This is a genomic window from Streptomyces sp. NPDC002446 (genome assembly GCF_053595675.1).
The window spans coordinates 16177-41050 of sequence record NZ_JBSFYC010000027.1; the positions used below are offsets into that span (position 1 = coordinate 16177).

A 24874-nucleotide genomic window follows, 5' to 3' on the forward strand; every position below is an offset into this window, starting at 1 on the left:
GGCCTGTCCGGCGGGTCGGGGCCGTAGCCCGCAGGGCTATTCGCGCAGCCGGATCGCCTTGAGGGTGGCGTCGAAGACCGGCCGGTACTGGTTCCACTGCTCGTTGGGCGCGGAGAGGTAGACCACGTACTGGGTGCCGTCCGCGCCGCTGAAGGACAGCTCCACGGCCCGGTAGTCGCGCGCCCGGCCCGAGAAGGTGAACTCCCAGTAGCCCGCGGGCCGCCCCCGGAAGGTCGTGGCGCCCATCCGCACCCGTTCGTAGTTCGCGTTGTCCCGGCGCGTCTGGTCCTCTTCGGTCTCCTGCCAGTGCCGGACCGGATCGGACCCCGCGAAGCCGACGACGTCGACCCGGAGCCCCACGAGCCCGGTCGGGTCGACGTAGGCGACCTCACCGCCGGGGATGTCCTTGGGCTTCCAGCCGTCCCGTACGGGCACGGAGAAGCCCTGGCCCGCCTTCTCCAGGTGGTATCCGGCGGGCACCGGGGGCGGCGGCGACGGGCTGGGGCTCGGGCTGTTCGAGGGGGAGCGGGCCGCGGACGGCCGGCTCTCCGCCGGCTCGCCGCCCTTCCCGGACCACAGCAGCGTGCCGCCGGTCACGGAGGCGGCGACCGCGGCCGCGGCGGCCATCCACAGCACCGTGCGGCGGCGCCTGCCCCGGCGCGCCGGGGCCGCGGCGTCCCCGATGCGCTGCGGCCGGGTGACCGCATCGGCGACGGGGCCGGCGGCGACCGCCCCGACCCGCGTCCCGGTCCCGGTCGCCGTTCCGGTACCCGCCTCCGCCGCCTCGCCCAGCAGCCGCTCGGCCTCGTGGGCGTCCATCCGGTGCCGGGGCTCCTTCACCAGCAGGCCCTCGATCACCGCGGTCAGCGGGCCGGCGGCGCGCAGCGGGTGGTGCGCCTCGGCGGCGATGGCGTACGCCGTCTCGATCGCGGTGTCACGGTGGAACGGGTGGCGCCCCTCGACCGCCTGGTAGAGCGTCGCTCCCAGGGACCACAGGTCGCAGGCGGGGCCGGGCTCGGCGATCCCGCTGCGCAGCCGCTCCGGCGCGAGGTACTGGATCGACCCGACCAGCTCGCCGGTGCGGGTCAGCGAGGGGGTGCCGGACTCCACGGCGATCCCGAAGTCGGTCAGCACGATGCGCCCGTCGTGCCCGAGCAGGACGTTGGCGGGCTTGACGTCGCGGTGCAGCACCCCGGCGTCGTGCGCGGCGCGCAGCGCGGCGGCCATGCTGCGGCCGATCCGGGCCGCCTCGCCGGGCGGCAGTGCGCCCTGCCGCTTCACCAGGTCGCTCAGCGTGACCGAGGGGATGTACTCCATCACGATGCACGGCAGGCCCTCGTCGTCGACGACGTCGTGCACCACGATCACGTTGGGGTGGGCGATCCGGGCGGCGCTGCGGGCCTCGCGGCGGGTGCGCTCGTGGAGGGTGAGGACCTCGTCGTCCTGCAGATGCGGCGGGATGTGCAGCTTCTTGACGGCCACATGCCGGCCGAGCACCTCGTCCTCGGCACGCCACACGGTGCCCATCCCGCCGCGGCCCACCCGCTCTACCAGCCGGTAGCGGCCGGCTATCAGCCGCCCCAGATCGGACACCGCGACCTTCCCCTCCTCGCACACCTGAACCCGATTGCGGGAGCACCTTAGCCCGTATCGCTGTTCAGCCACGATGGCGCATTTCTTTCGCTGCGGCAGGGCGTTCCACGTGGCGGGACACGGCGGGCGCACATCCGGATATCGGGCCAGGTCAGCGCCTCGGCGGGGGGTTCAGGCCGGCACCGGCGCGCTCCGGTGGCCGGGCAGTTGTCTGCCGTAGCGGCGCAGCAGCAGGACGGCCGTGGTGGCCAGACCCGTCAGCAGACCGAGCCAGATTCCGAGGGTGTTGAGGCCCAGCGGGTAGGCGAGCAGCCAGGCCGCGGGCAGCCCGACCGCCCAGTAGCCGATGAGGGTGATGCGGAAGCCGCTCTTGGTGTCGTCGAGCCCGCGCAGCAGTCCGACGCCGATGTTCTGGGCGCAGTCGAAGAACTGCAGGACGGCGGTGACCAGGAGCAGCTGGGTGGCGAGGGCCAGGGCCCGGTCGGAGCCGGCGTCGAGGAACGGCGCGAGGACGAGGTGGGGCAGGGTCAGATAGCCGATGCCGACGAGGGTCATGACGCCCGCCGCGCAGGCGAGCGCGGTGTTCTTGATGCGGCGGGCGTGGTCGGTGCGGCCGAGGGCGAGTTCCCGGCTGACGTTGATCGAGGCGGCGTGCGAGAGCCCGACGGCGACCTGGAAGACGATGTAGACGAGCTGGTTGACGGCGGTGTGCGCGGCCAGCGCGGCGGGTCCGAAGGACCCGGCCATCAGCGCCGTCAGGGAGAAGAACCCGGCTTCCGAGCCGTATGTCGCGGCGATCGGCACCCCCAGGCCGACGAGCCGCCTGACGGTGGCCGCATCGGCCCCGGCCGCGTTGAGCGAGAGCAGGGGCGCCAGTTGGCCGTCCTTGCGCGCCGAGACGTACAGGGCGAGGAAGGAGAGGAGGTAGACGGTGGACGTGGCCACGCCGATGCCGGTCAGGCCCAGGCGGGGCAGCCCCCACAGGCCGTGGATGAGCACCCAGTTCAGGCCGGCGTTGACGGCTATCGAGGCCAGGGTGATCCGCAGCAGGGCCTGGGGGCGGCGCATGCCGACGGTGAACTGGCGGACGGCCTGGAACCACAGGCAGGGCAGCAGCCCGGGGGCCAGCGCGAGCAGCATGCTCCGGGCGTGTGCGACGACGGCGGCGTCCTGGCCGAGCCAGGTCAGCGCCTGGCCGGCGAGGAACATCAGGACGGCGCCGGCCAGTCCGGCGAGCGTGGCCACCGCCAGGCTCGCCCGGACGATCGCGCGGACCTCCCCGCGCTCGGCTTCGCCGCCCGCCCGCTCGGCGCGGGCCGCCGCCGCGGCTATCTGGTTGCCGACGGAGGTGACCAGGCCGACGCCCATGGTGCGCAGCTGGTTGAAGAGGACGATGGCCAGGCCGCCGGCCGCGAGTTCCTCGGTGCCGAGCAGGCCCATCATCACGGTGTCGGTGGTGGTCAGGGCGACTTGGGCGAGCTGGGTGAGGATGAGCGGGACGGCGAGGGTGGCCAGGGCGCGGCTGTCGCGCAGCAGGGTGGTCGGCATGGCGGTCAGCGGCTCCCGCGGAGTTTGGTGAGGAGCTCTTCGATCTCCCGCTCCGCTGCGGGGTCGAGGAGACCGCGGTCCTGCATCCACGTGTCGTTGAAGACCGTGTCCAGGTACTTCTCCCCGCCGTCGTTGACGAGGGCGACCATGGTGGCGCCGGGCGGCAGGGCGGACAGCCGGCGCAGCGCCTCGTGGACGACGCCGCCCGCGGAGCCGCCGATGAGCAGCCCGGTGCGGGCGACGGCGCGGCAGGTGGCGAACGCCTCGACGTCGCCGACCTTGACGCCCTCGTCGATGAGGGCGAAGTCGACCAGCGCGCCGATCTCCGCGCCCTCGGGGGTGCCGGTGCCGGACTGGTAGTAGTCGTGGGCGGGGCCGCCGAACGCGATCGACCCCTTGGGCTCGACGCCGACGGTGGTGCACGACGGGATGAGGGTGCGCAGTTCACGGGCCGTGCCGCAGAGCGCGCCGCCGGTGCCCACCGCGCCGATCAGCACGTCGAGCCGGCCGTCGAGGGCCTCGTACAGCTCGTGCGCCACCGGGAAGTAGCCCACGCCGTTGCTGGGGTTGTTGTGCTGCTCGGTGAAGACGGTGTTGTCCCGGCCGCGGGCGAGTTCCTCGGCGAGCTCTTCCCGTGCGGCGGTGGCGAGTTCCTCGGTGCCGTCGTCGACGACGTGGACGAGCTCGGTGCCCAGGGCCTTCATGGCGCGCAGCTTGTCCGCACAGGCGTGGTGGTCGACGACGGCGGTGAAGGTGTAGCCGCGTTCGGCGGCGATGACGGCGAGTCCGAGGCCGGTGTTGCCGGAGGTCGACTCGACGATGCGGCCGCCGGGCCGCAGTACGCCGCGCTCCTCGGCGTCGAGGATCATCTGGCGGGCCATCCGGATCTTCGCGGTGCCGGTCGGGTTGAACATCTCCAGCTTCAGCAGCAGACGGCTGCCGGTCGCGGAGACGGCGAGTTCCAGCAGCGGGGTGTGGCCGATGAGGTCGGATATTCGGGAGACCACGGCGGGGCGCTGAAGTGCTCCGGGCATGCAAACTCCTGTGAAGCGGGCGTACGGGCGTACGGGCGTCGGCGCGGGGTCAGGTGCGGGGCCGGTCCAGCCGCCAGCGCGGGCGCGGGCGTTCGGTCTGGTCGATGACGACCTTGGGCGGCAGCGGCAGGTCGTGGAACGGCGACTCGTTGGAGTCCATCTGGTAGCCGGCCGTGTTGGGGTAGACCAGCAGGTCGCCGGTGCGCGGCCGGCGGGGGAAGGGGATCTTCCGCCAGGTGAGCATGTCCGACTCCAGGCAGGTGGCCGCGCCGACACTGGCGGGCCACGTCCCCGCCGGGGCGTCCGTGCTCCCGGAGAGCAGGTACGGATCGGGCAGGTACTCGCTGTTGAACCACTGCTCGGACAGGCTCAGGCTGGTGCCGTCGACGGTCAGCAGCTGGTAGTCCGCCCGGTCCTTGACCCCCTGGATCCGGAACACGGTCGCGCCCGCCCGGTCCAGCAGGGCCCGGCCCGGCTCCATCAGCAGGGCGACCCCGGAGTCCGTGAGCAGGTCGGCCAGGCTCCGGCGGTGCCCTTCGGGGTGCGCCCCCAGCAGGGCCCGCAGCGCCCCGGCGCCGGCGGCCGGGGAGTGGTACGGGTAGAAGTCGCCGGCGGTGAACGACCTGCCCGCGTGGTAGTGGCCGCTGTGCTGCTCGGCGAGGAAGCCGCGCCAGCTCGCGGCGTCGGTGTAGCTGACCGCCAGGCCGCCGCCGATGCTGACCCGGTCGGCCGCGAGCCCGAGGGTCCGGGCCTTGAGGCACCGCTCGACGAGCTGCCCGGCCAGGTCGGCGCGCGGCTGCACGGCGTATCCGGACAGGTGGAAGCTGAAGCCCTCCATCCGCACCGCGCCGCCCGCCCGCACACAGCGCTCCAGCGCGGTGTCCAGCTCGGCGTCGTTCATGCCGAAGCGGCTGTGCGGCTGGCCCGGCGGCAGCGCGCGCAGCAGCAGCCGGGCCGGGCGGAGCGGCCCGGTCAGCGCCGTGGCGATCAGCGCGTCGAGTTCGTCCAGCGCGTCCACGGCGATCAGCGCGCCCTGCCCCACCGCCGGGCGCAGCAGGGCGCCGTCCTTCGCCGGCCCGGTGACGACGAGGTGCTCGCCGCGTACGCCGTGCCCGAGGGCGTCCTGCAGCTCGCCCGCGGAGGCGACGTCGACGCCCGCGCCGAGCGCGGCGCAGCGCTCGCTCCACACGGCGGCCTTGTTGGCCTTCTTCGCGAAGTACACGAACCCGTCCACGCCCGCCTCGGCCAGCACGGACCGGATCGCGTGCAGATTGCCGTCGAACGCGTCGGGCAGCAGGAAGTGGAACGGGCCGCCGAGGGCGTAGGAGAGCTCCTCCAGCAGCCCGCTGCCCAGTACCGCGGTGGTGGCGGGGTCGGGCAGGGCGGGCAGCGTCGGCCAGGCGGATGCGCTGCTCACCGCCACAGCGGCACCTCGGTTCCCAGGCCCTGCGCCAGCGCGAGTTCGGCGAAGCGATGGCCGAGGGCGATGTCGGTGACCACCAGGCCGCTGTTGTACGCGAAGATCCGCTCCTGGTCCGAGCCGCGGCCGACCGCGGCACCGGCGAGCACCGGCGGGAACTCGGCGTCCACGGCGGGGAGTCGGCCGTCGGCGTCGGCCATGTCGGTGCCGGTGACGTTCATCTGCGCCTCGCTGGTGGCGATGACCCGGTCGGCCCGGTGCAGCGTCGAGGGCGCAAGGCCGTGGCCGACCAGGACGGACAGTGCGCCGGGGCGCAGCCAGTCGGCCTCGACGGCGGCGGGCGTATGGGCTCCGGCGGTGGCGACGACGACGTCGGCGTCCGCGGCGGCGGCCCGCAGATCGGTGACGAGCTCCACGTCGCGGTCGGGGAAGTGGGCGCGCAGCCGCTCGCGGACCGCGGCGATGCCCTCGGGGTGGGTGCCGGACAGCATCAGCCGGTCCAGGCCGGGCAGGGTGGTCAGCAGGAACGGCAGGGCGAGGCGGCCCTGGGTGCCGGTGCCGATGACCAGCGCGCTGCGGGCGCCGGGCGCCGCGCACTCGCGGGCCAGCAGCGCGGAGACCGCCGGGGTGCGCAGCGAGCCGATCCGGGAGCAGTCCATCATGGCCACGGGCAGGCCGGTGGCGTCGTCGTAGAGCGTGAGCGCGGTGTAGTAGTGCTGCTCGGCCCGGCCCTTGTCCAGGCCGTGCTTGTAGGAGGTCTTGATCGCGACGACGTCACGGGAGCCGTCCCGGCCCAGCATCGCGTAGGAGACCGAGTGCCCGTCCGGCGGTTTGACGGTCAGCTTGCGGGGGTTGTCGGACCGTCCGGCGTGCAGGGTGCGGTAGGCGCCCTCGACGGTGGCGACCACATCGGCCAGGGAGATGTCGATCCCGGCCAGGTCCGAGGTGGAAAGGATCCGCAGGTGCTGGTCGTCGGCGGATATCGGGGGGTCGGCGGGGGCGGTGGTCGAGGTGCCGGTCATCGTGTGGTGCCTCCAGTCCGTGGACGAGCTGTCAGCGTGCGTGCGCTTCGAGGGCGGCCTGACCGTATCCGTGCTCCGCGGCTTCGGCCAGGGGTCGGCTGCGGCGCCCGGGAACACGGACGGAGGCACGCTTGAGCCACCGGTCGCTGCCGTCGTAGCGGGCCCGGAACGGCACCCGTCCGTGCACCACCAGGTCGTTGTCGACGACCAGGACCTCGCCGGGGGAGAGGCTCACCGCGACGGACACGCGGGCGAGTTCGGCGCCGAGCCGCTCGTAGGCCGCCCGGTAGGGCGCGTCCGCCGCGTCGAGCGGGGTGTAGGCCGGGTCGTAGCGCAGCGTCAGTCCCTCCTCGGCCGCGAACAGCGTGGGCACCGGGGGCGGCGCCTGCTCGGCGTAGCCCTGCGCCTCGGCGTACGCGTCGTCGGGCAGGATCGGCACCACCGGCCGGCTCAGCTGCGCGATGTCCCCGTCCGCGAGGCGGGTCCTGCGGATGCTGGCGGCGGTGGTCGCGATGCCGTCGTGGTTGCGCAGGCAGCCGAGCATCAGCAGGTGGGCGCGGCCGGGGTGGAAGGCGTCCTCGGTGTGAGGGCTGAGGAGCACCGTGCTGCTGGCACCGGTCTGCTCGCTCTCGTGCCCGGCCGAGGGGACGATGTTGTGGACGAACCGGCCGTCCTGCTGGCCCTCCCACGCGAGGGGGTTTCCCATCACGCTGGCGAGCAGCAGCAGTTGGATGTCGTAGCGGGCCGCGCGGTCGCCGGCGGCGGCCCAGTCGGCGGGCGTCGGCCCGATGGCGTCGTCGTCGACGTCGAGGCCGCGCAGGACGAACAGGCCGTCGGCGGTGTCGACGGGGCGGCAGTGGTGGCGGAGTGTGTCGCCGAACTCGTCGGCCGTCTGCGCAACTCGGCTCAGGAGCTCGGGAGATGCGGCGGACGTGCCGAATTCGGCGAGTATCTTCTCCGCGGCCTGGCGGAGTTCGCTCACGGTGAGGTCGTCGAGCGTGCGGACAGGTGCGGCTGCCGTGCTCATGGCAAGGGTCCGTTTCCGTCGTTCGGCAGGGGGGAATCGCGTCTGCTGGGAGCCGTGGGTGGGGGCGGCGGATCCGTAACGGGCAGGGCTGAGCGGCCGCCCGGAGGCGGCTGGTGGTGCGGTTCACTGGCGAACGGCGTGAACGCTAGCATCAAACTTAGGCAAGGCAAACCTTACTGGTCGGTCCAGTCGGTTTTTGGTGTTTGCGCCGACCTGCCATCAAAAGCCAGGCTCTGTACGCCACTTGACCGCCCGTCCGGCGGTGGAACCGCTATTCGATCATCCGTTCATCGGAGGGCCACCCCTTGCGGTAATGGTTGTCATTAGGGTAGGCAAACCTAAGCACCCCCCATCGCCCCCGAAGCGGAACGAGGACGTACGTGGACATGAACAGGCGTCAAGTGCTGTGGGCCGGCGGCGCGATGGGCGCGGCGGCATTGCTGGCCGCGTGCTCGGGCAGCGGGGACACCTCGTCCCGGCCCGGCGCCGCGGGCGGCAAGCCCCGGCGGGGCGGCACGCTCCGGGTCGGTGCGCTCGGCCGCGCCGCGGCCGTCACCCGCGACCCGCACGCCACCCAGGCCAACGAGAGCGACTACCTCATCATCGCCCTCGTACACGACACGCTCACCGCCCCCGGAGCCAAGACCAACACCGTCGCCCGGCTGGCCTCGCGCTGGCAGGCGTCGGACGATCTGAAGACCTGGCGCTTCACCATCGCCAAGGGTGCGAAGTTCCACGACGGCAGCCCGGTCACCGCCGAGGACGTGGCCTGGTCGCTGCGCCGGCTGCGCGCCACGCCCACCGGCGCCACCCGCCTGCCCGGCATCAAGAAGGAGAACATCAGGGCCGACGGCGACGACACCGTCGTGGTGGTCTCCGACTACGCCAACGCCGAACTGCCCCTGCTCACCCGGCTGACGACCTTCGTGCTCAAGAAGGACACCAAGGACAAGGAGATCGCCAAGGCCCCCGGCGCCGGCCCGTTCAAGCTGGACTGGTTCCGCGCCGGCAACGCCCGGCTCGTACGCAACGAGGACTGGTACGGCGGCGAGGTCCTCCTCGACGCCATCGAGGTCAAGATCTTCGAATCCCCGCAGGCGATGTCCAACGCCCTGCTCGGGGGCCAGATCGACGTCGCCTCCAACGTCGGCGCGGTGGCCGCGCGTACGGCCGCGCAGCGCAAGGACATCCAGGTCGTCCGGCGCCCCGACGACATGGCGATGCCGATCGTGATGCGGGCGTCCGGCGACAGCCCCTTCGCGGACGCGAAGGTACGGGAGGCGCTGCGGCTGGCCGTGGACCGCAAGGCCATGGTCAAGCAGGTGCTGTCCGGCTACGGCACCGTCGGCAACGACATCCTCGGCACCGGCGACCCCGCCTACGCCGCGTCCGTCCCGCAGCGCACCCGCGACCTCGCCAGGGCCAGGTCCCTGCTGAAGGCGGCGGACTTCGACACGTCCGCCACGTACAAGCTGCTGACCACCGAGGACGTCCCCGGGCTCGCCGAGTCCGCGACCCTGTTCGCCACCCAGGTCCGCGAGGCCGGGGTGAAGATCGACGTGGTCAAGCAGGAGTCCGCCACGTTCTGGGACAAGTCCTGGCTCAAGGCCGACCTCTACACCACGTACTGGGGCACCAACGACTCCGTCGTCTTCTTCGCCAGCAAGACGATGGTCTCCGAAGCGGCCCAGAACGAGGCCGGCTGGAAGAACGCCGGGTTCGACGCCGCGTACCGCAAGGCCATCGGCACCAAGGACGCGGCCAAGCGGGCCAAGGCCCTCAAGGAGCTGCAGCGGATCGAGTACGACGCGTCCGGCTATCTGCTGTGGGGCATGGCCGACGGCATCGACCTGGCGGCGGCCCCGGTACGCGGTCTGCCCACCCTGCCCGGCTACGGGCGTGTGCAGCTCGAGCGGGCATGGCTGGCCCGCTGAGCGGGACGGCGCAGCGGCCCGCGGGCGGACCGGCCGGAGGGCGGACCACCACCCTCCGGCCGGCCCGGCCCGCGCTGTCCGTGCTGCGCCGCACGGGCGGCCTGCTCGCCCTGCTGGCCCGCCGGATGCTGCTGCTCGCCGTGCTGCTCGCCGCCGTCTTCGCCGCCGTCGAACTGCTGCCGGGCGACGCCGCCACCGCCACCGCGGAACGCGGCGAGAGCGCGGCCGACCTCGCCCAGCGCCGCCACCTCCTCGGCCTGGACCGCCCCGTCCTGACCCGCTTCACGGACTGGATGACCGGCCTGCCCACCGGCGACCTCGGCACCTCGGCGCACGGCGAGGCCGTCGCCGACCTGCTCGCCCGGCCCTTCCCCAACACCCTGCTGCTGGGCGGGCTGGCGCTGCTGGTGACCCTCGCCGTCTCCCTCGGCCTGGGCTGCCTGGCGGCGCTGAAGCCCGGCGGCACCACCGACCGGGCCGTGTCCGCCACCGCCACCGGCATCCTCGCGCTGCCCGAATTCGTGGTCGCGGTCGCCCTCGTCCTGGTCTTCGCGCTGTGGGCCGACTGGCTGCCCGCCGTCACCCTCACCGGCGCCGACGGCGCACCCGCCACCTGGCAGATGCTGATCCTGCCCGTACTGGCGCTGTCGATCCCGCAGATCGGCTGGAACACCCGCATCGTGCGGGCCGCCCTCGCCGACGAGGCCAAGGCCCCGCACATGGAGACCGCGGTGATCGACGGGCTGCCGCGCCACCGGATCTTCGTCCACCATCTGCTGCCCGGTGCGCTGCCCACCATCGCGGCGGGCATCGCCACCTCGACCGGCATGCTGCTGGGCGGCGCCGTCGTGGTGGAGACGATCTTCAACTACCCCGGTATCGGCGGGGTGCTGGCCGGCGCCGTCACCGACCGGGACAGCCCGGTCATCGCGGGCGTCGTCGCGGTCACCGGAGCCGTCATCACCGGCGTACTCCTGCTCGCCGACCTCGTCCGCGCCTGGGCCTCGGGAGGCCGCATATGACCGCCCCGCACCCGACCGCCCCGCCGGCGCCCGCCCGCACCCCGTCCGTACACCGCCGCGTCCGCCGCGCGCTGATCCTGCGCACCCTGCCCGCCCTGCTGCTCGTCGCGCTCGCCGCCGCCGGGCCGTGGCTCGCCCCGCACGCCGTCGACGCCCCGGTCGCCGCCCCGTACGCCGAACCGGGCGGCGGCGCGCCGCTCGGCGGCGACCAGCTCGGCCGGGACGTGCTCTCCCGCCTCCTCGCCGGAGGCCGCGCCCTGATCGCCACCTCCCTGCTGGTCGCCGCCCTGGTCACCGCCGCGGCCGCGCTGCTCGGCGCGTTCGGCGCGCTGCGGCCGGTCCTCGGCCGGATCGTCGAACGCTGTGCGGACGTCCTGATGCTGCTGCCCGCCGTACTCGGCATCCTCCTGATCGCCCTGTCGTGGCCGGGCGGCGGCCGCCTCGCGGTGATCGCCGCCGCCGTCGTCATGGGCGTGCCCTACGGGGTGCGCCTGGTCTCCGGAGCGGCCGCGCCCGTCGCGGCGTCCGGTTACATCGAGGCGGCGGCGGTGGGCGGCGAGCGGCTGTGGCACCTCGTCGTACGCGAGGTGCTGCCCAACCTGCGCGCCACCGTGCTCGCCCTCTTCGGGCTGCGCTTCGTCGCCGCCGTCTACGTCGTCGCCACCGCCGGCTTCCTCCAGGTCGGCCCGCAACCGCCCACCGCCGACTGGTCCTTGATGATCCGGGAGAACGCGGGCGGCATCCTCCTCAACCCCTGGGCCGTGCTGGCCCCCAGCATCGCCATCGGCCTGCTCGCCATGAGCGTCAACCTGGCGGTCTCGGCACTCGTACCGCAGACCGGCCGGAAAGCGGTGACCGCGCTGTGACCCACCAGCCTGATCGATACCCCCAGAACCCGCCGCCCCCCGCCGCCGGTACGGCGGTCACCGTCACCGGCCTCACCATCGCCGCCCCGGACGGCCGGCTGCTCCTGGACGGCGGCAACCTGACGGTCCGCCCCGGCCGGGTGACCGCGCTCACCGGCCCCTCCGGCTGCGGCAAGACCACCCTGCTGCGCGCCGTGGCCGGCGTACTGCCCGGCGGTGCCCGGCGCACGGCCGGCCGGATCGACGTCCTCGGCCAGGACGTGCTCACGCTGGACGCGGCCGCGCTGCGCACCCTGCGCCGCCACCGCCTCGCCTACGTCGGCCAGGACCCCGGCTCCGGGCTCAACCCCCGGATGAAGGTCCGCCGCCTGCTCGCCGAGGTCGCCGTGGACCGCAGCCCCCAGGCGCTGCGCGCCCTGCTCGACGAGGTCCAACTGCCCACCGGCGACGGCCTGCCGGGCCGCCGCGCCGGAGAGCTCTCCGGCGGTCAGCAGCGCCGTCTCGCCCTGGCCAGAGCGCTGGCCCGGCGCCCCGCCGTACTGCTCCTCGACGAGCCGACCGCCGGCCTCGACCCGGAGCTGCGCGACGAGATCGCCGCACTCCTGCGCCACCTCGCGGCCCACCACCAGCTCGCCGTCGCCCTCTCCTGCCACGACGCGGACCTGGTCTCCCGGCTGGCCGACGACATCGTCGACCTCTCCCGGGGCACGCCCGCGCCGCCCCGCGCGCCGCGCCCCGCCGCCCGGCCGCTGCCCACCGGCGAGCCGACGCTGACCGTCTCCGGGCTGCACGCGGCCTTCACCGGCCGCGGCCGCCGCGTCCCCGTCCTGCACGGCATCGACCTCACCGTGGCCGCCGGCTCCAGCACGGGCATCGTCGGCGCCTCCGGCTCCGGCAAGACGACCCTGGTGCGCGCCGTCGTCGGACTCCACCGCCCCACCGGCGGCGCCGTCACCCTCGACGGAGTACGCCTCGCCCCCACCGCCCAGGGCCGCACCCGCGAACAGCGCCGCCGCCTCCAGCTCGTACCGCAGGACCCGCTGGGCACCCTCAACCCCAGCCGTACGGTCGGCGCGACGATCGGCCGCCCGCTGCGCCTGCACCGGCGCGCCACCCGCGCCCAGACCCCCGCCCGCGTCCTGCACCTCCTCGAACAGGTCGGCCTGCCCGCCCACTTCGCCGGCCGCTACCCCCACGAACTCTCCGGCGGCCAGCGCCAGCGCGTCTCCATAGCCCGCGCGCTGGCCGCCGACCCCGACGTGCTGGTCTGCGACGAGGTGACCTCCGCGCTCGACGCCCGGACCGCCACGGCGATCATGGACCTCCTCGAAGACCTCCGCGAGAGGCGCGGCCTGGTGCTGATCCTCATCAGCCACGACCTCCACCTCATCGCCGACCGCACCGACTCCCTCCTCGTCCTGTCCGCCGGCCACGCCATCGAGTCCGGCCCCACCGCGCGGCTCTTCGCCTCCCCGTCCCACCCGGTGACCGCGGCACTGGTGTCGGGCGCGGCACAGCCGGCGTGACGCCGGGCCCAAACTCCTATTCAAGTTTGACTAGGGCCTCTACGGGCTATACCTTCCCTCGCGTAGTCAAACTTGACGAGTCTCTGTGAGGAGTCCGCGTGACCTTTCTGCCCGACACCGGGTACATGGCGACCGACGAGGACCGCGCGAGCCTGGACGCCTGGTTCGCCGAGTACGACGCCCAGAGCGGACAGCGCAACGTGGAGCGCATGGCCGACATGGCGGTGTTCCCGCTCAACCTCGTGAGCGACGACGCGGCCGGCAACGGCCGTTCGGCGCAGTGGGACCGGGCGCAGTTCGTCACGACGATGACGCAGGTGATGGGCGACGGAAGCGAGGACATCACCTTTGAGTCCACCCGGACGCCCGTCTTCCTCTCGCCCGCCATGGCCGTGGTCTTCACGGACTCGACGATGACCGTGGAGGGCCGGACCCAGCAGCTGCGCTACGCCGACATCCTGATCCGGCGGGACGGGACATGGGCGTTCCAGACCATGATCCAGGGCGGCTGGGGCGACAACCTGTAGCGCCGCCGCCGGGACTTTGGTCGCTGCGTGTCGCGACGAAAGGCGGTGTCCGCGCCGGACGGGCCCGCCTAACGTGGCCGCGTGACAGGTGTGGAAGGCATGGACCGCCCGGAGCGGGCCCGTCGGGCACCGGCGGCGAGGCTGCGCGCGGCGACCCGGCGGATGGCGGACCCGGTCAGGGCGCTCTTCGAGCCCGGCATGTGGTCCCCCGGGCGCATCGTGGGGGAATCGCTGCTCGCCGTGGGGCTGGGGGTGCTGGCGGCGGGCATCGAGGTGCTGGACGCCGGTGGCCCCGTACGCATCCTCGCCGTCGCGCTGGCCACGGCCCTGCTGTCACTGCTGCGCCGGGTGCTGCCCGCGACCGTACTGCTGGCGACCGCCGCCGGCTCGGCCGAGTTCGGCGGCCTCGCCCCGCTGGTCCTGGTCGCCGCCTGGTCGGCCGGTCGGCGGATCGACGGGGTCGGCCGGGCGACCGGCACCTTCGCCCTCGCCTTCGTCCTCACCCTCGGCCTGACCGTGCTGTGGGAGCTGCCGGGCCTCTCGCCGGCGCTCCTGATCATGGTCGCCCTGTCGTCGCTGGTCCTGGTGGTCGTGCCCGGCCTCGCCGGCCGCTACTGGTCGCAGCGCCGCACCCTGGCGGACACCCTGCGGGAGTACCACGCCCACCTGCTGCGCGAACGCGAGATGATCGCCGGACAGGCCCGGATAAGGGAGCGCCAGCGCATCGCGCAGGACATGCACGACAGCCTCGGCCACCAGCTCGCGCTGATCGCCGTGCACACCGGCGCCCTGGAGGTGGACCGCGAGCTGACCGGGCGGCAGCGGGAGGCCGTGGGCGTGCTGCGGGAGGCCTCGGTGGCCGCGATGCACGAACTGCGCGAGGTGGTGGGGCTGCTGCGGGACGGCACGGAGGCCCCCGGGCAGGGCGGCACGTCCCATGCCCTGGAGGCCATAGGGGAGGAGGACGCCAAGGCGGCGTCGCGCGGGGTGGCCGGCATCGAGGGCCTGGTGGGCGCGTCCCGGGGTGCGGGCACGGCCGTGGAGCTGCGCCGCTCGGGCGAGGCGCGGCCACTCGCCCCCACGGCCGATCACGCGGCGTACCGCATCGTCCAGGAGGGCCTGACCAACGTCCACAAGCACGCCCCGGGCGCCTCGATCACCGTCGAGCTGCGGTACGAGCCGGACTCGCTGGTCGTGGAGGTCATGAACGGCCCCGCCCCCGCGGCCGCGGACAGCGGCCGCAGTGTGGTGAGCGGCGGCCAGGGGCTCACCGGCCTCGGGGAGCGGACCCGGCTCGTCGGCGGCATGGTGCACGCGGGCCCGACCGCGGACGGCGGCTTCCGGCTGGCGGGCGTGCTGCCGTACACCTCGCCGGAGGGCGGGGCGGCGGGCCGCGCGCCCAGGAGCACGGCGACGACGTTCGTCGGGCCGACGAGCGACTTCCGGCAGCAGATCCCGGCGGGCTCCCTCGGCGAGGGTGATCCGGTCGACTACGGGATCGGTCTGCCGAAGGAGCTGGTCAGGGCGATGAGCCGGAACAAGAGGCGAAGGGGCCTGGCCGTCGGCTGCGGGGCGGTGGCCGCGATCACCGCGCTGGTGGTGCTCGCCGGGGTCGTCGCGGTGTTCCTCGCGGGCGAGACGGACCGGTCCGTGATCGACCCGAAGGAGTACGACGCGGTGAAGGTGGGCCAGTCGGAGTCCTCCGTCCGCGGCCGGCTGCCCGAGGGGGACTCGTTCCTGACCGAGAACCTGGAGGAGGGTGCGCCGCCCGTGCCCAAGGGGGCGAAGTGTCTCAGCCTGGGGTCCACGGAGATCGGCAGCAGCTGGGACAGGGACCCCGTCTTCCGCTTCTGCTTCAAGGACGGAAAGCTGATCGAGAAGAAGTCTTTCGAGGTCAAGTCGTAACCGCGGAGGGGTCGCCGGGACGTCCGGGCGGCGGTTGGATCGGGGATGATGGCGAGCGGCCGCAGGAAGGACCGCTCAAGAGCGCGCAGGAGAGTCGTGATCAGGGTTCTCGTCACGGATGACGAGCCGCTCATTCGGGCGGGCATCAGGATGATCCTCACCTCGGCCGAGGACATCGACGTCGTCGCGGAGGCGGCCAACGGCCGCGAGGCGGTCGAGCTGGCCCGGGCCCAGCGCGTGGACGTCGTACTGCTCGACATCCAGATGCCGGTCATGGACGGGCTGACCGCCCTGGGCGAACTCCGCCGGACCGTCCCCGAAACACGGGTGCTGGTCCTGACGACGTTCGGGGACCAGCAGAACGTGCTGCGCGCCCTGACCGAGGGCAGCGCGGGCTTTCTGCTCAAGGACTCGGCGCCCGCGGAGCTGATGCGCGCGGTGCGGGCCGCCGCGGCCGGCGACGCCTATCTGTCGCCGGGCGCCACCCGCCACGTCGTGGACTCCCTCGCCTCCGGCGTGGCCGGCCGCCGCGCCGAGCAGGCCCGTCGCAGGCTGGAGACGCTGACGGAACGGGAGCTGGAGGTCCTGGCGCTGCTGGGCGAGGGCCTCTCCAACGCGGACGCGGGCGCCCGGATCCACATGAGCGAGGCCACGGTGAAGACGTATGTGAGCCGCATTCTGGCCAAGCTGGGCTGCGAGAACCGCGTACAGGCCGCACTCCTGGCCAGGGACGCCGGCCTGGGCACCTGACGACCCCCGGCCACGGTCCGCCGGCGCCGCCCGCGGCGGGCCCGCCGGCGGTGGCCTCCTCGCCCGCGGCCCGCACCCCGGCCGCGGGTGCCCACCCGACCCCGTCGGGTCCGCCAACTCCCCCCACGCAGCGCACAGTTCACCTTCACGCATCCAGGGCCTGCCGCCCTGGCGACAGAAAGCCGACCATGCCTGGATTCCGCACGCCACGCACCACGTCACTGCTCTCCGCCACCCTGCTGCTCGGCCTCACCGCCACCGCCTGCGCCCCCGACAAGGCCGCCTCCGGCCACGCAACACCCTCTGCCTCTTCCTCCTCTTCCTCCTCCCCGACGGCCGCCGCACTGCCGGCCGCGCTCACCTCCCAGAAGCTCGACTGGCGGCCGTGCCCGGCGCCGTCCACCGCCCAGGGCGGCGGCAAGGCACCCGGCAAGCTGGCGGACGGCACGGCCTGGGAGTGCACGGACCTGAAGGCGCCCCTGGACTACGCCAAGCCCGCCGGCGACACCATCGACGTCGCGCTGATCCGCGCCAAGGCCGAGAGGGGCGGCAAGCGGATCGGCTCCCTGGTCTTCAACTTCGGCGGACCGGGCGCCTCGGGCGTGGCCACGCTGCCGCAGTACACCGCGGCCCAGTCGCTCCGCTCGCGCTACGACCTGGTCAGCTTCGACCCCCGGGGCGTCGGCGACAGCGCGGGTGTGACCTGCCTGAGCGACAAGGAGCTCGATGCGCAGCGCGCCCTGACCACCGATCCGGAGGAGACGGCCGAGCAGAGCAAGCAGGCCGCGGCGGCCTGCCAGAAGCGCTCCGGCAAGCTGCTGCCGCACGTCGGCACCCAGAGCGCGGCCCGCGACATGGACCTGATACGCCAGGTCCTGGGCGATGCCAAGCTCAACTACTTCGGCATCTCCTACGGCACCGAACTCGGCGGCGTCTACGCCCACTTGTACCCCAAGAACGTGGGACGCACGGTCCTGGACGCCGTGGTCGACCCGACCCAGGACCCGGTACAGAAGTCCCTGGGCCAGGCGAAGGGCTTCCAGCTGGCGCTGGACAACTACCTCTCCGCCTGTGCCGCCACACCCGGCTCCTGCCCCTTCCCCAGCGCCGAGGACGGCCACCGCCGGATCGCCGCACTGCTCGCGAAGATCCGCAAGCACCCGCTGCCGGCCACCGGCGGGCGCAAGCTCACCGAGGGGCAGGCGATCATCGGCATCGCCGCGATGCTCTACTCCAAGGAGGCCTGGGCGATGCTGTCGGCCTCGCTCGCCGAGGCGGAGCAGGGCCGCGGCGACACCCTTCTGACGGTGGCCGACAACTACAGCGGACGGGACGACCGGGGCCGCTACAACAACATGCAGGTCGCCAACGCCGCGATCAGCTGCGCCGACACCAAGCAGCGCAGCACGCCCAAGGACGTGCGGGCCGTCCTGCCGAAGTTCCGCAAGGCCTCGCCGGTCTTCGGTGAGCTGACCGCGAAGGGCCTGCTGAGCTGCACCGGTTGGCCGGTCACCGGCAAGAGCGACACCCCGGAGGTCTCGGCGCCCGGCGCCGCCCCCATCGTCGTCATCGGGAACGCGGGCGACCCGGCGACCCCCGTCGCGGGCGCGCGGAAGATGGCCCACAAGCTCGGCAAGGGGGTAGGGGTGCTGCTCACCGTCAAGGGCGAGGGCCATGGCACGTACGGCGTCAACCAGTGCGCCACCAAGGCCGTGGACGGCCATCTGCTCGACGGCAAGGTCCCGGCGGACGACACGGTCTGCTCCTGACCAACCTGCCGTGCGCGGGCGGTTTGCGGGCTGAGCGGGCCCGAGCGGTGTGGCCGAATCACCACGCACCGCCGGGGTCCGCGGCCGACCGCACCGTGGGCCGTGGCAGCGGACAGGTACGGTTTGGCCATGGATGTTTCCGGAGCGAGTGCCGCCGATGTGAACACCAGGCCGCCGGCGGTCATCAAGGCCGCCGCGCGCCAACTGCTGGCGAAAGCGGGCGCCGCGGGGCTGTCCCTGGAGGCCGTCGCGGCGGGGAGCGGTCTTGCCGTCGCCGAGGTGGCGGCCGTCTTCCCGCATCGGGACGACCTGCTGACCGCGCTGATCATCGATGCCTACAACGTGTCCGGCGCCGCGATGGAGCAGGCCGATCAGGCCGCCAGGGACGCCTCGGCGCCGGCGGGCGCGCGGCTGCTCGCGGCGACCCGCGCGCTGCGGCAGTGGTCCTTCGACAACCCCGCCGAGTTCACGCTGATCTACGGCTCACCCGTGCCGGAGTACCACGCACCGCAGGACACGGTGCCGCCCGCCGCGCGCACCCCCGAGGTGCTGGCCGGCATCCTGCGTGCGGCGCTGGAGGCCGGTGAACTCACCCCGCCCCGGCGGACGTTCCCCGGGCCGTCGCTGCTCCGGCCGGAAGCCGTGGAGCTCTTCGGCGGCGCGCCCGAGGCACCGTTCTCGGACATCATCGAGCGCGGCATCGTGCTGTGGAGCAATCTGATCGGGCTCCTGGTGTTCCAGGTCTTCAGCCGCACCCACGACAGCGTCCGGGACGAGGTCGCCTTCTTCGACTTCGCCATCGCCGTGGCGGCCGAAAGCATCGGGCTCGTGGTTCCGTTGGGGGAGAACCACGACGAGGGCGTCAGCGCCGACTAGGGCGAGAACACCGACCAGGCCGTTCGCCGGGTGCGCGCACGGCGGGGGATCAGGCCGTGAACACCACCAAGACACTCTGCTTCGTCATCGCGGCGCTCTCGTCGTACGCCGCGCTCGTCTACCGGTTGTGCCAAGTAAGGCGCAGCTGGCGGGACACCGCCTACCGCACACTGGTGATCACTCTGCTGCTGCAGTGCCTCACCTTCACCATGGGCGCCATCGCCATGGGAAGCGGGCGCTTCCTGGGCGTCGGCAACCTCGCCATCCTGGTGATGCACCTATCGGCGGTCGCCTTCTGCGTCAGCTCGCAGATCATCCTGCTGCGCTGGGCGACCACCGCCGAGGAGGCGGTACGCAAGACCCGCTACTGGGTGATCACCGGCATCGCCCTCAACGTGCTTCTGGTGGCGCTCTTCCTCGTCGCCGACGGCCCCGGCCGGCCGGCCACGGACTTCAACACGGGCAGCGGCCAGCCGCTGGTCCTCACCTACCTCCTGGTCTTCATCGTCTCCCAGGCGGCCCCGTGCGTCACCATCTTCCGCCAGTGCGGCCCCTACGCCCGTATGACCGGCAAGGCCTCGCTGCGACAGGCGCTGCGGCTGCTCTCCGTCGCCGCGGTGGTCCTCTTCCTCTACTGCACGGCCAGGACGGTCAACATCCTGACCGCCGCGTTCGGCATCGACATCGGCGTCTGGCAGCTCGCCTCCAACGTCTTCAGCGCGGCGGGCATCGCCACCCTCTCGCTCAGCCTGACCATCTCCTCCTGGGGCTCCTCGGCCGCCAAGCTGCTGGAGTGGGCGCGCAGTTACCGTTCCTACCGTGCCCTCTACCCGCTCTGGCGGGACCTGTACGAGTCCTCCCCGGACATCGTCCTGGAGCCGCCCGGCGCCGCGGTCTCCGACCTCAACTACCGCCTCCACCGCCGGGTGATCGAAATCCGCGACGGATGGCGGGACCTGCGGCCCTACATCGAGCGCTCCGCCCACGGTGCGGGCGGTGCGGAGCCCGGGACGAGCGACGAGTCCCGGCAGGCGTTCGCCGAGGCGGCGCAGATCCGTCAGGCACTGGACGCCAAGCGCATCGGCACCATCCCCGACGACAACAAGGACGCCGGCGACTTCGACGACCGCGATACGGACAACTTCACCGCGGAGGTCGCATGGCTCACCCAGGTCGCAGCCGCCTACCGTAGACTCGGTAAGGCGAGTTGAGAGCTCCCGCCCGGTCTGTCCCCCGTCAGACCGGGCGGGTTTTCCCTTTTCCCCCGTGCTCTCCCCCGATGGTTCCCCCGTTCCCCCGTGGGTCCCCGTTTCCCCCGTGGATCCCCCGTGGTTCCCCGTTCCCCCGTTCCCCCGTTTTCCCTGTCGTGGCCGGGCGGGTGTGTCCCGCCCGGCCCGGTCTGGCCCGACCCTTCCCCCGACGGCCGGGCCAGGCCGACATGGCCGGCAACCAACTCGGCTACCCCCGTAAGCGAAGTTAGCTGACAGCTATCGGCGAGGTCCACGTTGGCGGAGCACGGCCCGATTGTCAACTGACAGCTAATCTGCGAAACTGACGGTTAGCCGAGGGCAATGCCAAGGAGGTGACGGGAGGGAGATTCGCAATGTCCGAGACTGACGACCGGCCCATGCTGGCAGTGCGTCTGGACAACCTCTTCAAGACGGTTCGTCCCAAGGGAAAGCACTGGACCAACGCCGAGGTGGCGGAGGAGCTGAAACGGGCCAGCCCCGAACTCAAGGTCGGGGGTGTGTATCTGTCGCAGTTGCGGACGGGCAAGCGCTCCAATCCCTCACCCGACCTGCTGGCCGCGCTGGCGCGCTTCTTCGGCGTATCGGTGGCCTACTTCTTCGACGACAAGGTCGCCGAGTCGGTGCTCAGCGAGGTCGCCGCCATCGAGGCGCTGCGACAGGCGGGCGTCCGCTCCGTGGCGATGCGGGCGGCCGGGATGAAGAGGGAGAACCTCCAGGCCATCACGGCCATCATGGACCAGTACCGCCAGATGCAGGGCCTGCCTCCCGTCACCGACCCCTCCGAACCGGAGTAAGGGGCACGGGGGAGTGAGGGGCGCGAGGAGGGGCCGTTCAGGCGATCAGGACCGTCGCAGCCAGCTCAAGAAGCTCCGCAAGGCCGGCGCACAGCGGATCGCCGCACTCGACCTGCCGGAGGCGGCCGATGTGGCCGAACTCTGCCGCTACCTCGGAGAGGTCCGCGACCGCCCGATCACGCTGGTCCCGATGCAGATGCCCGCCACGTCGCACCCCTGCGGCATGTGGGTCGCCGCACGCGACGAGGACCTCATCTTCTACGACGCCAACACGACCAGCGCGCATCAGGAGCACATCATCTTGCACGAGCTGGGCCACATCATCTGCTGCCATCGCGGGGCGGGTTGGCTGGACGAGGCGAGCGCCCGCCTGCTGTTCCCCAACCTCGACCCCGATCTCGTGCGTGACATGCTCCTGCGCGCGACCTACGACGACGTCCAGGAACAGGAAGCGGAGATCATCGCCTATCTGCTCTCCCAGCGGATGGGCAGCGCCGAGGAACGGCACGGCCCGCCCCCGGCAGGGGAGGCCGGCGACGACGCCGAAGCCGGGAAGAACGCCATGCTCAGCCGGATCGAACGCACCCTGATCTGACATGAGGCACTCATCGCGCGGCCGCCGCCACCTCCTCCGCCAGGATCGACACCGCCCGTCGGATGTCGTCCTCGCGGTGCTCGCCGGTGACGAAGAACCGCAGCCGCGCGAGCCCCTCCTCCACGGCCGGGTGGAAGATCGGATCGGCGATGACCCCGCGGTCGTAGAGCCGGTCCGCGACGCGCAGGGTCCGCGCCGAGTCGCCGAGGACACAGGGCACGATCGGGCTGTGGGCGCTGGGGCCCGTATCCAGACCGGCCGCGGCGGCCAGAGTGAGGAACAGCTCCGAGTTGCGCCGCAGTGTGCGCACCCGCTGCGGCTCCGCGGTGATCAGCTCGGTGGCGGCCAGCGCCGCCGCCGCGTTGGCCGGGGTCAGTCCGACGCTGTAGACGAAGCCCGGCAGCGTGTGCCGCAGCCACCGCACCATCCGGGCCGAGCCGCCCAGGTAGCCGCCGCAGCTGGCGAAGGCCTTGGACAGGGTGCCCATCCACAGATCCACATCGGACCGGTCGACGCCGAAGAACTCACCGACGCCGCGGCCGCTCTCGCCCACGGTGCCGATGCTGTGCGCCTCGTCGACCATCAGCAAGGCGCCGTGGCGCTTCTTCAGCTCGACCACGGCGGGCAGGTCGACGAGGTCCCCGTCCATGCTGTAGGCGCCCTCGACGGCGATCAGCACCCGCCGGAACCGGGACCGGTTGAGCCGCAGGATGTGGTCCAGCTGGCCGGTGTCGGCGTGGGCGAACGGGCGCCGTGCCGCACCGGACAGCGCACAGCCCTGAAGGATGCTGTCGTGCGCGAGCGCATCGTGCACCACGAGGTCCCCCGCGCCGACGAGGTGCCCGATCGCGGTGACATTGGTGGCATGGCCGCTCACCAGCGCCAGGCAGTCGCCGACGCCGAGGAAGCCGGCCAGCGCCCGCTCCAGCCGTACGGTCAGCTCCCGTTCGCCGGAGAGCGCCCGGCTCGCGGAGACCGATGTCCCGTACCGTTCGACGGCCTGGTGCACGGCCTCGTTGACCGCCGGATGGCCCGAGAGCCCCAGGTAGTTGTAGCTGCCGAAGGACAGGTACGGCCGGCCGTCGATGACGGTCGTGTCGCGGATGTTGCCCTGGTGGACCCGGAAGTACGGGAAGTCGGCACCACTGCCGGTGATGGCGCTCAGCCGCTCCTCGAACTGCCGCACCTCCGGGAAGTCATCGACGCACGCGGTCTCGGCGCCCCGCGCCGGCGGCACCTTCGCGGGAAGGGGCGCGGCGGGGGCCGGCGGCTCCGTGAGGTGCACGGCGACCAGGGCGGTCAGCTGCTCGATGGTGAGGTGGGGCGAGAAGATCTCCTCGGTGCGGAAGCCCGGTATCCGTTTGCCGATGCCGAACTCCAGCTCCTGCAACATCAGGGAGTCGAAGCCGAGATCGGACACCAGCGCCATCCGCGCGCTCAGGTCGGAGAGCGGGAAGACGCCGGTCCGCGAGACCTCTTCGAGCACGAGGGACGCGGCGGTCGCGCCACCGTCCCGCGGCGCCGCGGAGGGCGCCCCGGGCGGGTCCGGCGGTCCGGGCGGGGCCGCCGCTCCCGGCCGGTCCTCCGGCTCGCGGGCCGTCTCGTCCACCGCCCAGTGGTGGCGCGGGGCGAGCGGACTCGGCGGCAGGGTGCAGGGGGGCATGCGCCCCTGCACGGGACGAAGCCCCGTACCGGTGACGGCGCGCTCCGCGAGGTGGGCCAGCGCGGCCGTACGCTCCCCGGCGGACAGCGCGCCCGGCACCGGCACCGCGGCCTCCGGCGGCTCACCGGGCGGCACCGTGCCGGCCAGCTGCCCGGGCCCGAGCTCTCCGGTACGGCCCGCGGCCACGGCGTCGGCCGCTGCCGTCAGCTTTCCGACGGCGTCGGCGGCGTCCTGTGCCACCAGGGCGAGCCGTTCCGTGAAGGGGGCCCGGCGGGCAAGTGTGTCCGCCACGCGGGCCAGCGGCGGCCGGTCGTCGGCGAGGGTGTGTGCCACGTCCCGGGCGTAGCGGGCCAGCCCGGCCCGGTCGCGGGCGCTGAGTACGAGCAGCTGCGGCCCGCGGTCCGGGGCGGGCCGGGCCTGTGCCGTGGTGCACTCCTCCAGCACCAGATGGGCGCCGGTGCCGCCGAAGCCGAAGGCGCTCACCCCCGCCCGGCGCGGCTGCCCGGAGTCCGGCCATCGGGCCGGTGCCGTCGGGACGGTCAGCCGCGCGGCGTCGAGCCCGGCGCGGTCGCCCAGCGCGAACTCCGGCTGCGGCGGTATCAGGCCCCGGTGGACGGCCAGGACGGTCTTGATGAGCCCGGCTATCCCGGCGGCGTTGAGCGAGTGCCCGACCACCGCCTTGACCGCCCCGAGGTAGGCGGGGGCACCCCGCGCACCGCGCAGTTCGCGCAGCACACCGACCTCGACCGGATCGCCGACCGTGGTCCCGGTGCCGTGCGCCTCCAGGTAGCCCACCGCGTCCGGGGCCAGGCCCGCATCGCGGTAGGCCCGGCGCAGCGTCCGGAGCTGACCGGCCGCCTGGGGCTGCATCCCGCCCTGCACGGTGCCGTCGTTGGCCGTGCCCACGCCCCGGATCACGGCGTAGACCCGGTCGCCGGCCGCCAGCGCATCGGCCAGCGGCCGCAGCACCAGCACCCCGGCGCCCTCTCCCAGGACGAAGCCATCGGCGTCCGCGCCGAACGGCAGGCATCTGCCGCTGCGCGAGATGGCGCCGATCCGGCACAGCCCCACCAACAGGTCGGGGGTGAGCATCAGTTGGGCGCCACCCGCCAGCGCGATCCGGCACCGGCCCGCGCGCAGTGCGAAGACGGCGTTGGCCACCGCCATCAGCCCGCCCGAACAGGCCGAATCCAGCGCATAGCTCTCGCCGTGCAGATCGAAGACCGAACTGACCGTGTTGGGGCCCATGTTGAGCAGCAGCCCGGCCACGGAGGTGCCGTGCAGCCCGTCGACCGCGCGGACCGTCTCCAGCCAGCGGGGATCGCCCGACGGCGCGCCGAACTCGCCGCCGGCCAGCTGACGCATCCGGATCTGCAGGGTGCTGATCTCGCGATAGCCGCTCTCGGTGAGCGAGGTGATCACCGAGGTCTCCTCGCGGTCGAAGCCCTCGGCCTCCCACCCCGCGTCCTGGATCGCCTCCCGTGCCAGGTCGATCAGCAGCCGGTGCTGGGGGTCCATCGAGCGGGCCCGCCGCGGCGGAATGCCGTAGTGCACCGCGTCGAAGTGGCCCACGTCCGGCAGCAGCGCCATGGTGTCCGTATAGGCCGCGGACGCATCACGGAAGTTGTCGCTGAGGAAGGCCGCGCTGCGCCATCGCGAGTCCGGGACGGTGGAGAACTGCGCCTGCGGATCCGTGAGCAGCCGCCAGTACGCGTTGACATTCGGCGCCCCCGGGAACCGGCAGGACATCCCC

General features: G+C 73.1%; 19 protein-coding genes. 12 read left to right on the top strand and 7 right to left on the bottom strand.

From position 1 onward, the window contains the following. Positions 1–36 precede the first annotated feature (36 nt). The 6 genes from ACWD6P_RS17400 to ACWD6P_RS17425 all read right to left on the bottom strand — a co-directional run bounded on the left by ACWD6P_RS17400 (position 37) and on the right by ACWD6P_RS17425 (position 7644). A complete protein-coding gene (locus ACWD6P_RS17400; RefSeq protein ID WP_451444960.1) occupies positions 37–1593 on the bottom strand; it encodes a serine/threonine-protein kinase in 1557 nt (518 codons plus the stop codon). 171 nt (positions 1594–1764) lie between these two features. Beyond that, positions 1765–3141, bottom strand: a complete 1377-nt coding sequence (locus tag ACWD6P_RS17405) for an MATE family efflux transporter (RefSeq protein ID WP_451444961.1) — start codon at positions 3139–3141, stop codon at positions 1765–1767. 5 nt (positions 3142–3146) lie between these two features. Further along, on the bottom strand, positions 3147–4175 hold the full coding sequence (locus tag ACWD6P_RS17410) for a cysteine synthase family protein (protein ID WP_451444962.1): 1029 nt from the start codon (positions 4173–4175) through the stop codon (positions 3147–3149). Positions 4176–4224: 49 nt separating this feature from the next. Further along, entirely contained in the window at positions 4225–5598 is a 1374-nt protein-coding gene (locus ACWD6P_RS17415) for a Y4yA family PLP-dependent enzyme (protein WP_451444963.1), read from the bottom strand. Then, positions 5589–6617, bottom strand: coding sequence for an ornithine cyclodeaminase family protein (locus tag ACWD6P_RS17420; RefSeq protein WP_451444964.1), 1029 nt, complete (start codon positions 6615–6617; stop codon positions 5589–5591). Before ACWD6P_RS17420 ends, ACWD6P_RS17415 begins: the two co-directional genes overlap by 10 nt. Positions 6618–6648: 31 nt before the next feature. Then, positions 6649–7644 carry a TauD/TfdA family dioxygenase gene (locus tag ACWD6P_RS17425; RefSeq protein WP_451444965.1) on the bottom strand — a complete coding sequence of 332 codons (996 nt, stop codon included), beginning with the start codon at positions 7642–7644 and terminating at the stop codon, positions 6649–6651. A 386-nt stretch (positions 7645–8030) separates the two neighbouring features. On the opposite strand from ACWD6P_RS17425, the gene ACWD6P_RS17430 reads away from it, so the two are divergent. The 12 genes from ACWD6P_RS17430 to ACWD6P_RS17485 all read left to right on the top strand — a co-directional run bounded on the left by ACWD6P_RS17430 (position 8031) and on the right by ACWD6P_RS17485 (position 21458). Further along, positions 8031–9578, top strand: coding sequence for an ABC transporter substrate-binding protein (locus ACWD6P_RS17430; protein WP_451444966.1), 1548 nt, complete (start codon positions 8031–8033; stop codon positions 9576–9578). Then, a complete protein-coding gene (locus tag ACWD6P_RS17435) occupies positions 9563–10600 on the top strand; it encodes an ABC transporter permease (RefSeq protein WP_451444967.1) in 1038 nt (345 codons plus the stop codon). The genes ACWD6P_RS17430 and ACWD6P_RS17435 overlap by 16 nt, the downstream gene beginning before the upstream one ends. Continuing rightward, positions 10597–11466 carry an ABC transporter permease gene (locus ACWD6P_RS17440; protein WP_451444968.1) on the top strand — a complete coding sequence of 290 codons (870 nt, stop codon included), beginning with the start codon at positions 10597–10599 and terminating at the stop codon, positions 11464–11466. The genes ACWD6P_RS17435 and ACWD6P_RS17440 overlap by 4 nt, the downstream gene beginning before the upstream one ends. Beyond that, a complete protein-coding gene (locus tag ACWD6P_RS17445; RefSeq protein WP_451444969.1) occupies positions 11463–12992 on the top strand; it encodes an ABC transporter ATP-binding protein in 1530 nt (509 codons plus the stop codon). The genes ACWD6P_RS17440 and ACWD6P_RS17445 overlap by 4 nt, the downstream gene beginning before the upstream one ends. A 98-nt stretch (positions 12993–13090) precedes the next feature. Then, entirely contained in the window at positions 13091–13519 is a 429-nt protein-coding gene (locus ACWD6P_RS17450) for a nuclear transport factor 2 family protein (RefSeq protein WP_451444970.1), read from the top strand. Positions 13520–13717: 198 nt separating this feature from the next. After that, complete coding sequence (locus ACWD6P_RS17455) at positions 13718–15424, top strand: sensor histidine kinase (RefSeq protein ID WP_451445024.1); 1707 nt, start codon at positions 13718–13720, stop codon at positions 15422–15424. A gap of 96 nt (positions 15425–15520) precedes the next feature. Next, complete coding sequence (locus ACWD6P_RS17460) at positions 15521–16174, top strand: response regulator transcription factor (RefSeq protein ID WP_451444971.1); 654 nt, start codon at positions 15521–15523, stop codon at positions 16172–16174. Between the two features lie 188 nt (positions 16175–16362). Beyond that, entirely contained in the window at positions 16363–17943 is a 1581-nt protein-coding gene (locus tag ACWD6P_RS17465) for an alpha/beta hydrolase (protein ID WP_451444972.1), read from the top strand. A 129-nt stretch (positions 17944–18072) separates the two neighbouring features. Continuing rightward, entirely contained in the window at positions 18073–18819 is a 747-nt protein-coding gene (locus tag ACWD6P_RS17470) for a TetR/AcrR family transcriptional regulator (protein WP_451444973.1), read from the top strand. Positions 18820–18875: 56 nt separating this feature from the next. Continuing rightward, positions 18876–20030, top strand: a complete 1155-nt coding sequence (locus ACWD6P_RS17475) for an MAB_1171c family putative transporter (protein WP_451444974.1) — start codon at positions 18876–18878, stop codon at positions 20028–20030. Between the two features lie 392 nt (positions 20031–20422). Further along, positions 20423–20863 (top strand): helix-turn-helix domain-containing protein, encoded by a 441-nt coding sequence (locus tag ACWD6P_RS17480; RefSeq protein WP_451444975.1) that lies wholly within the window; start codon positions 20423–20425, stop codon positions 20861–20863. A 13-nt stretch (positions 20864–20876) separates the two neighbouring features. Beyond that, positions 20877–21458 carry a toxin gene (locus tag ACWD6P_RS17485; RefSeq protein WP_451444976.1) on the top strand — a complete coding sequence of 194 codons (582 nt, stop codon included), beginning with the start codon at positions 20877–20879 and terminating at the stop codon, positions 21456–21458. A 10-nt stretch (positions 21459–21468) separates the two neighbouring features. Here the strand turns inward: ACWD6P_RS17485 and ACWD6P_RS17490 are convergent, their stop codons facing one another. Then, a complete protein-coding gene (locus ACWD6P_RS17490; protein ID WP_451445025.1) occupies positions 21469–24870 on the bottom strand; it encodes an aminotransferase class I/II-fold pyridoxal phosphate-dependent enzyme in 3402 nt (1133 codons plus the stop codon). Positions 24871–24874: the final 4 nt, after the last annotated feature.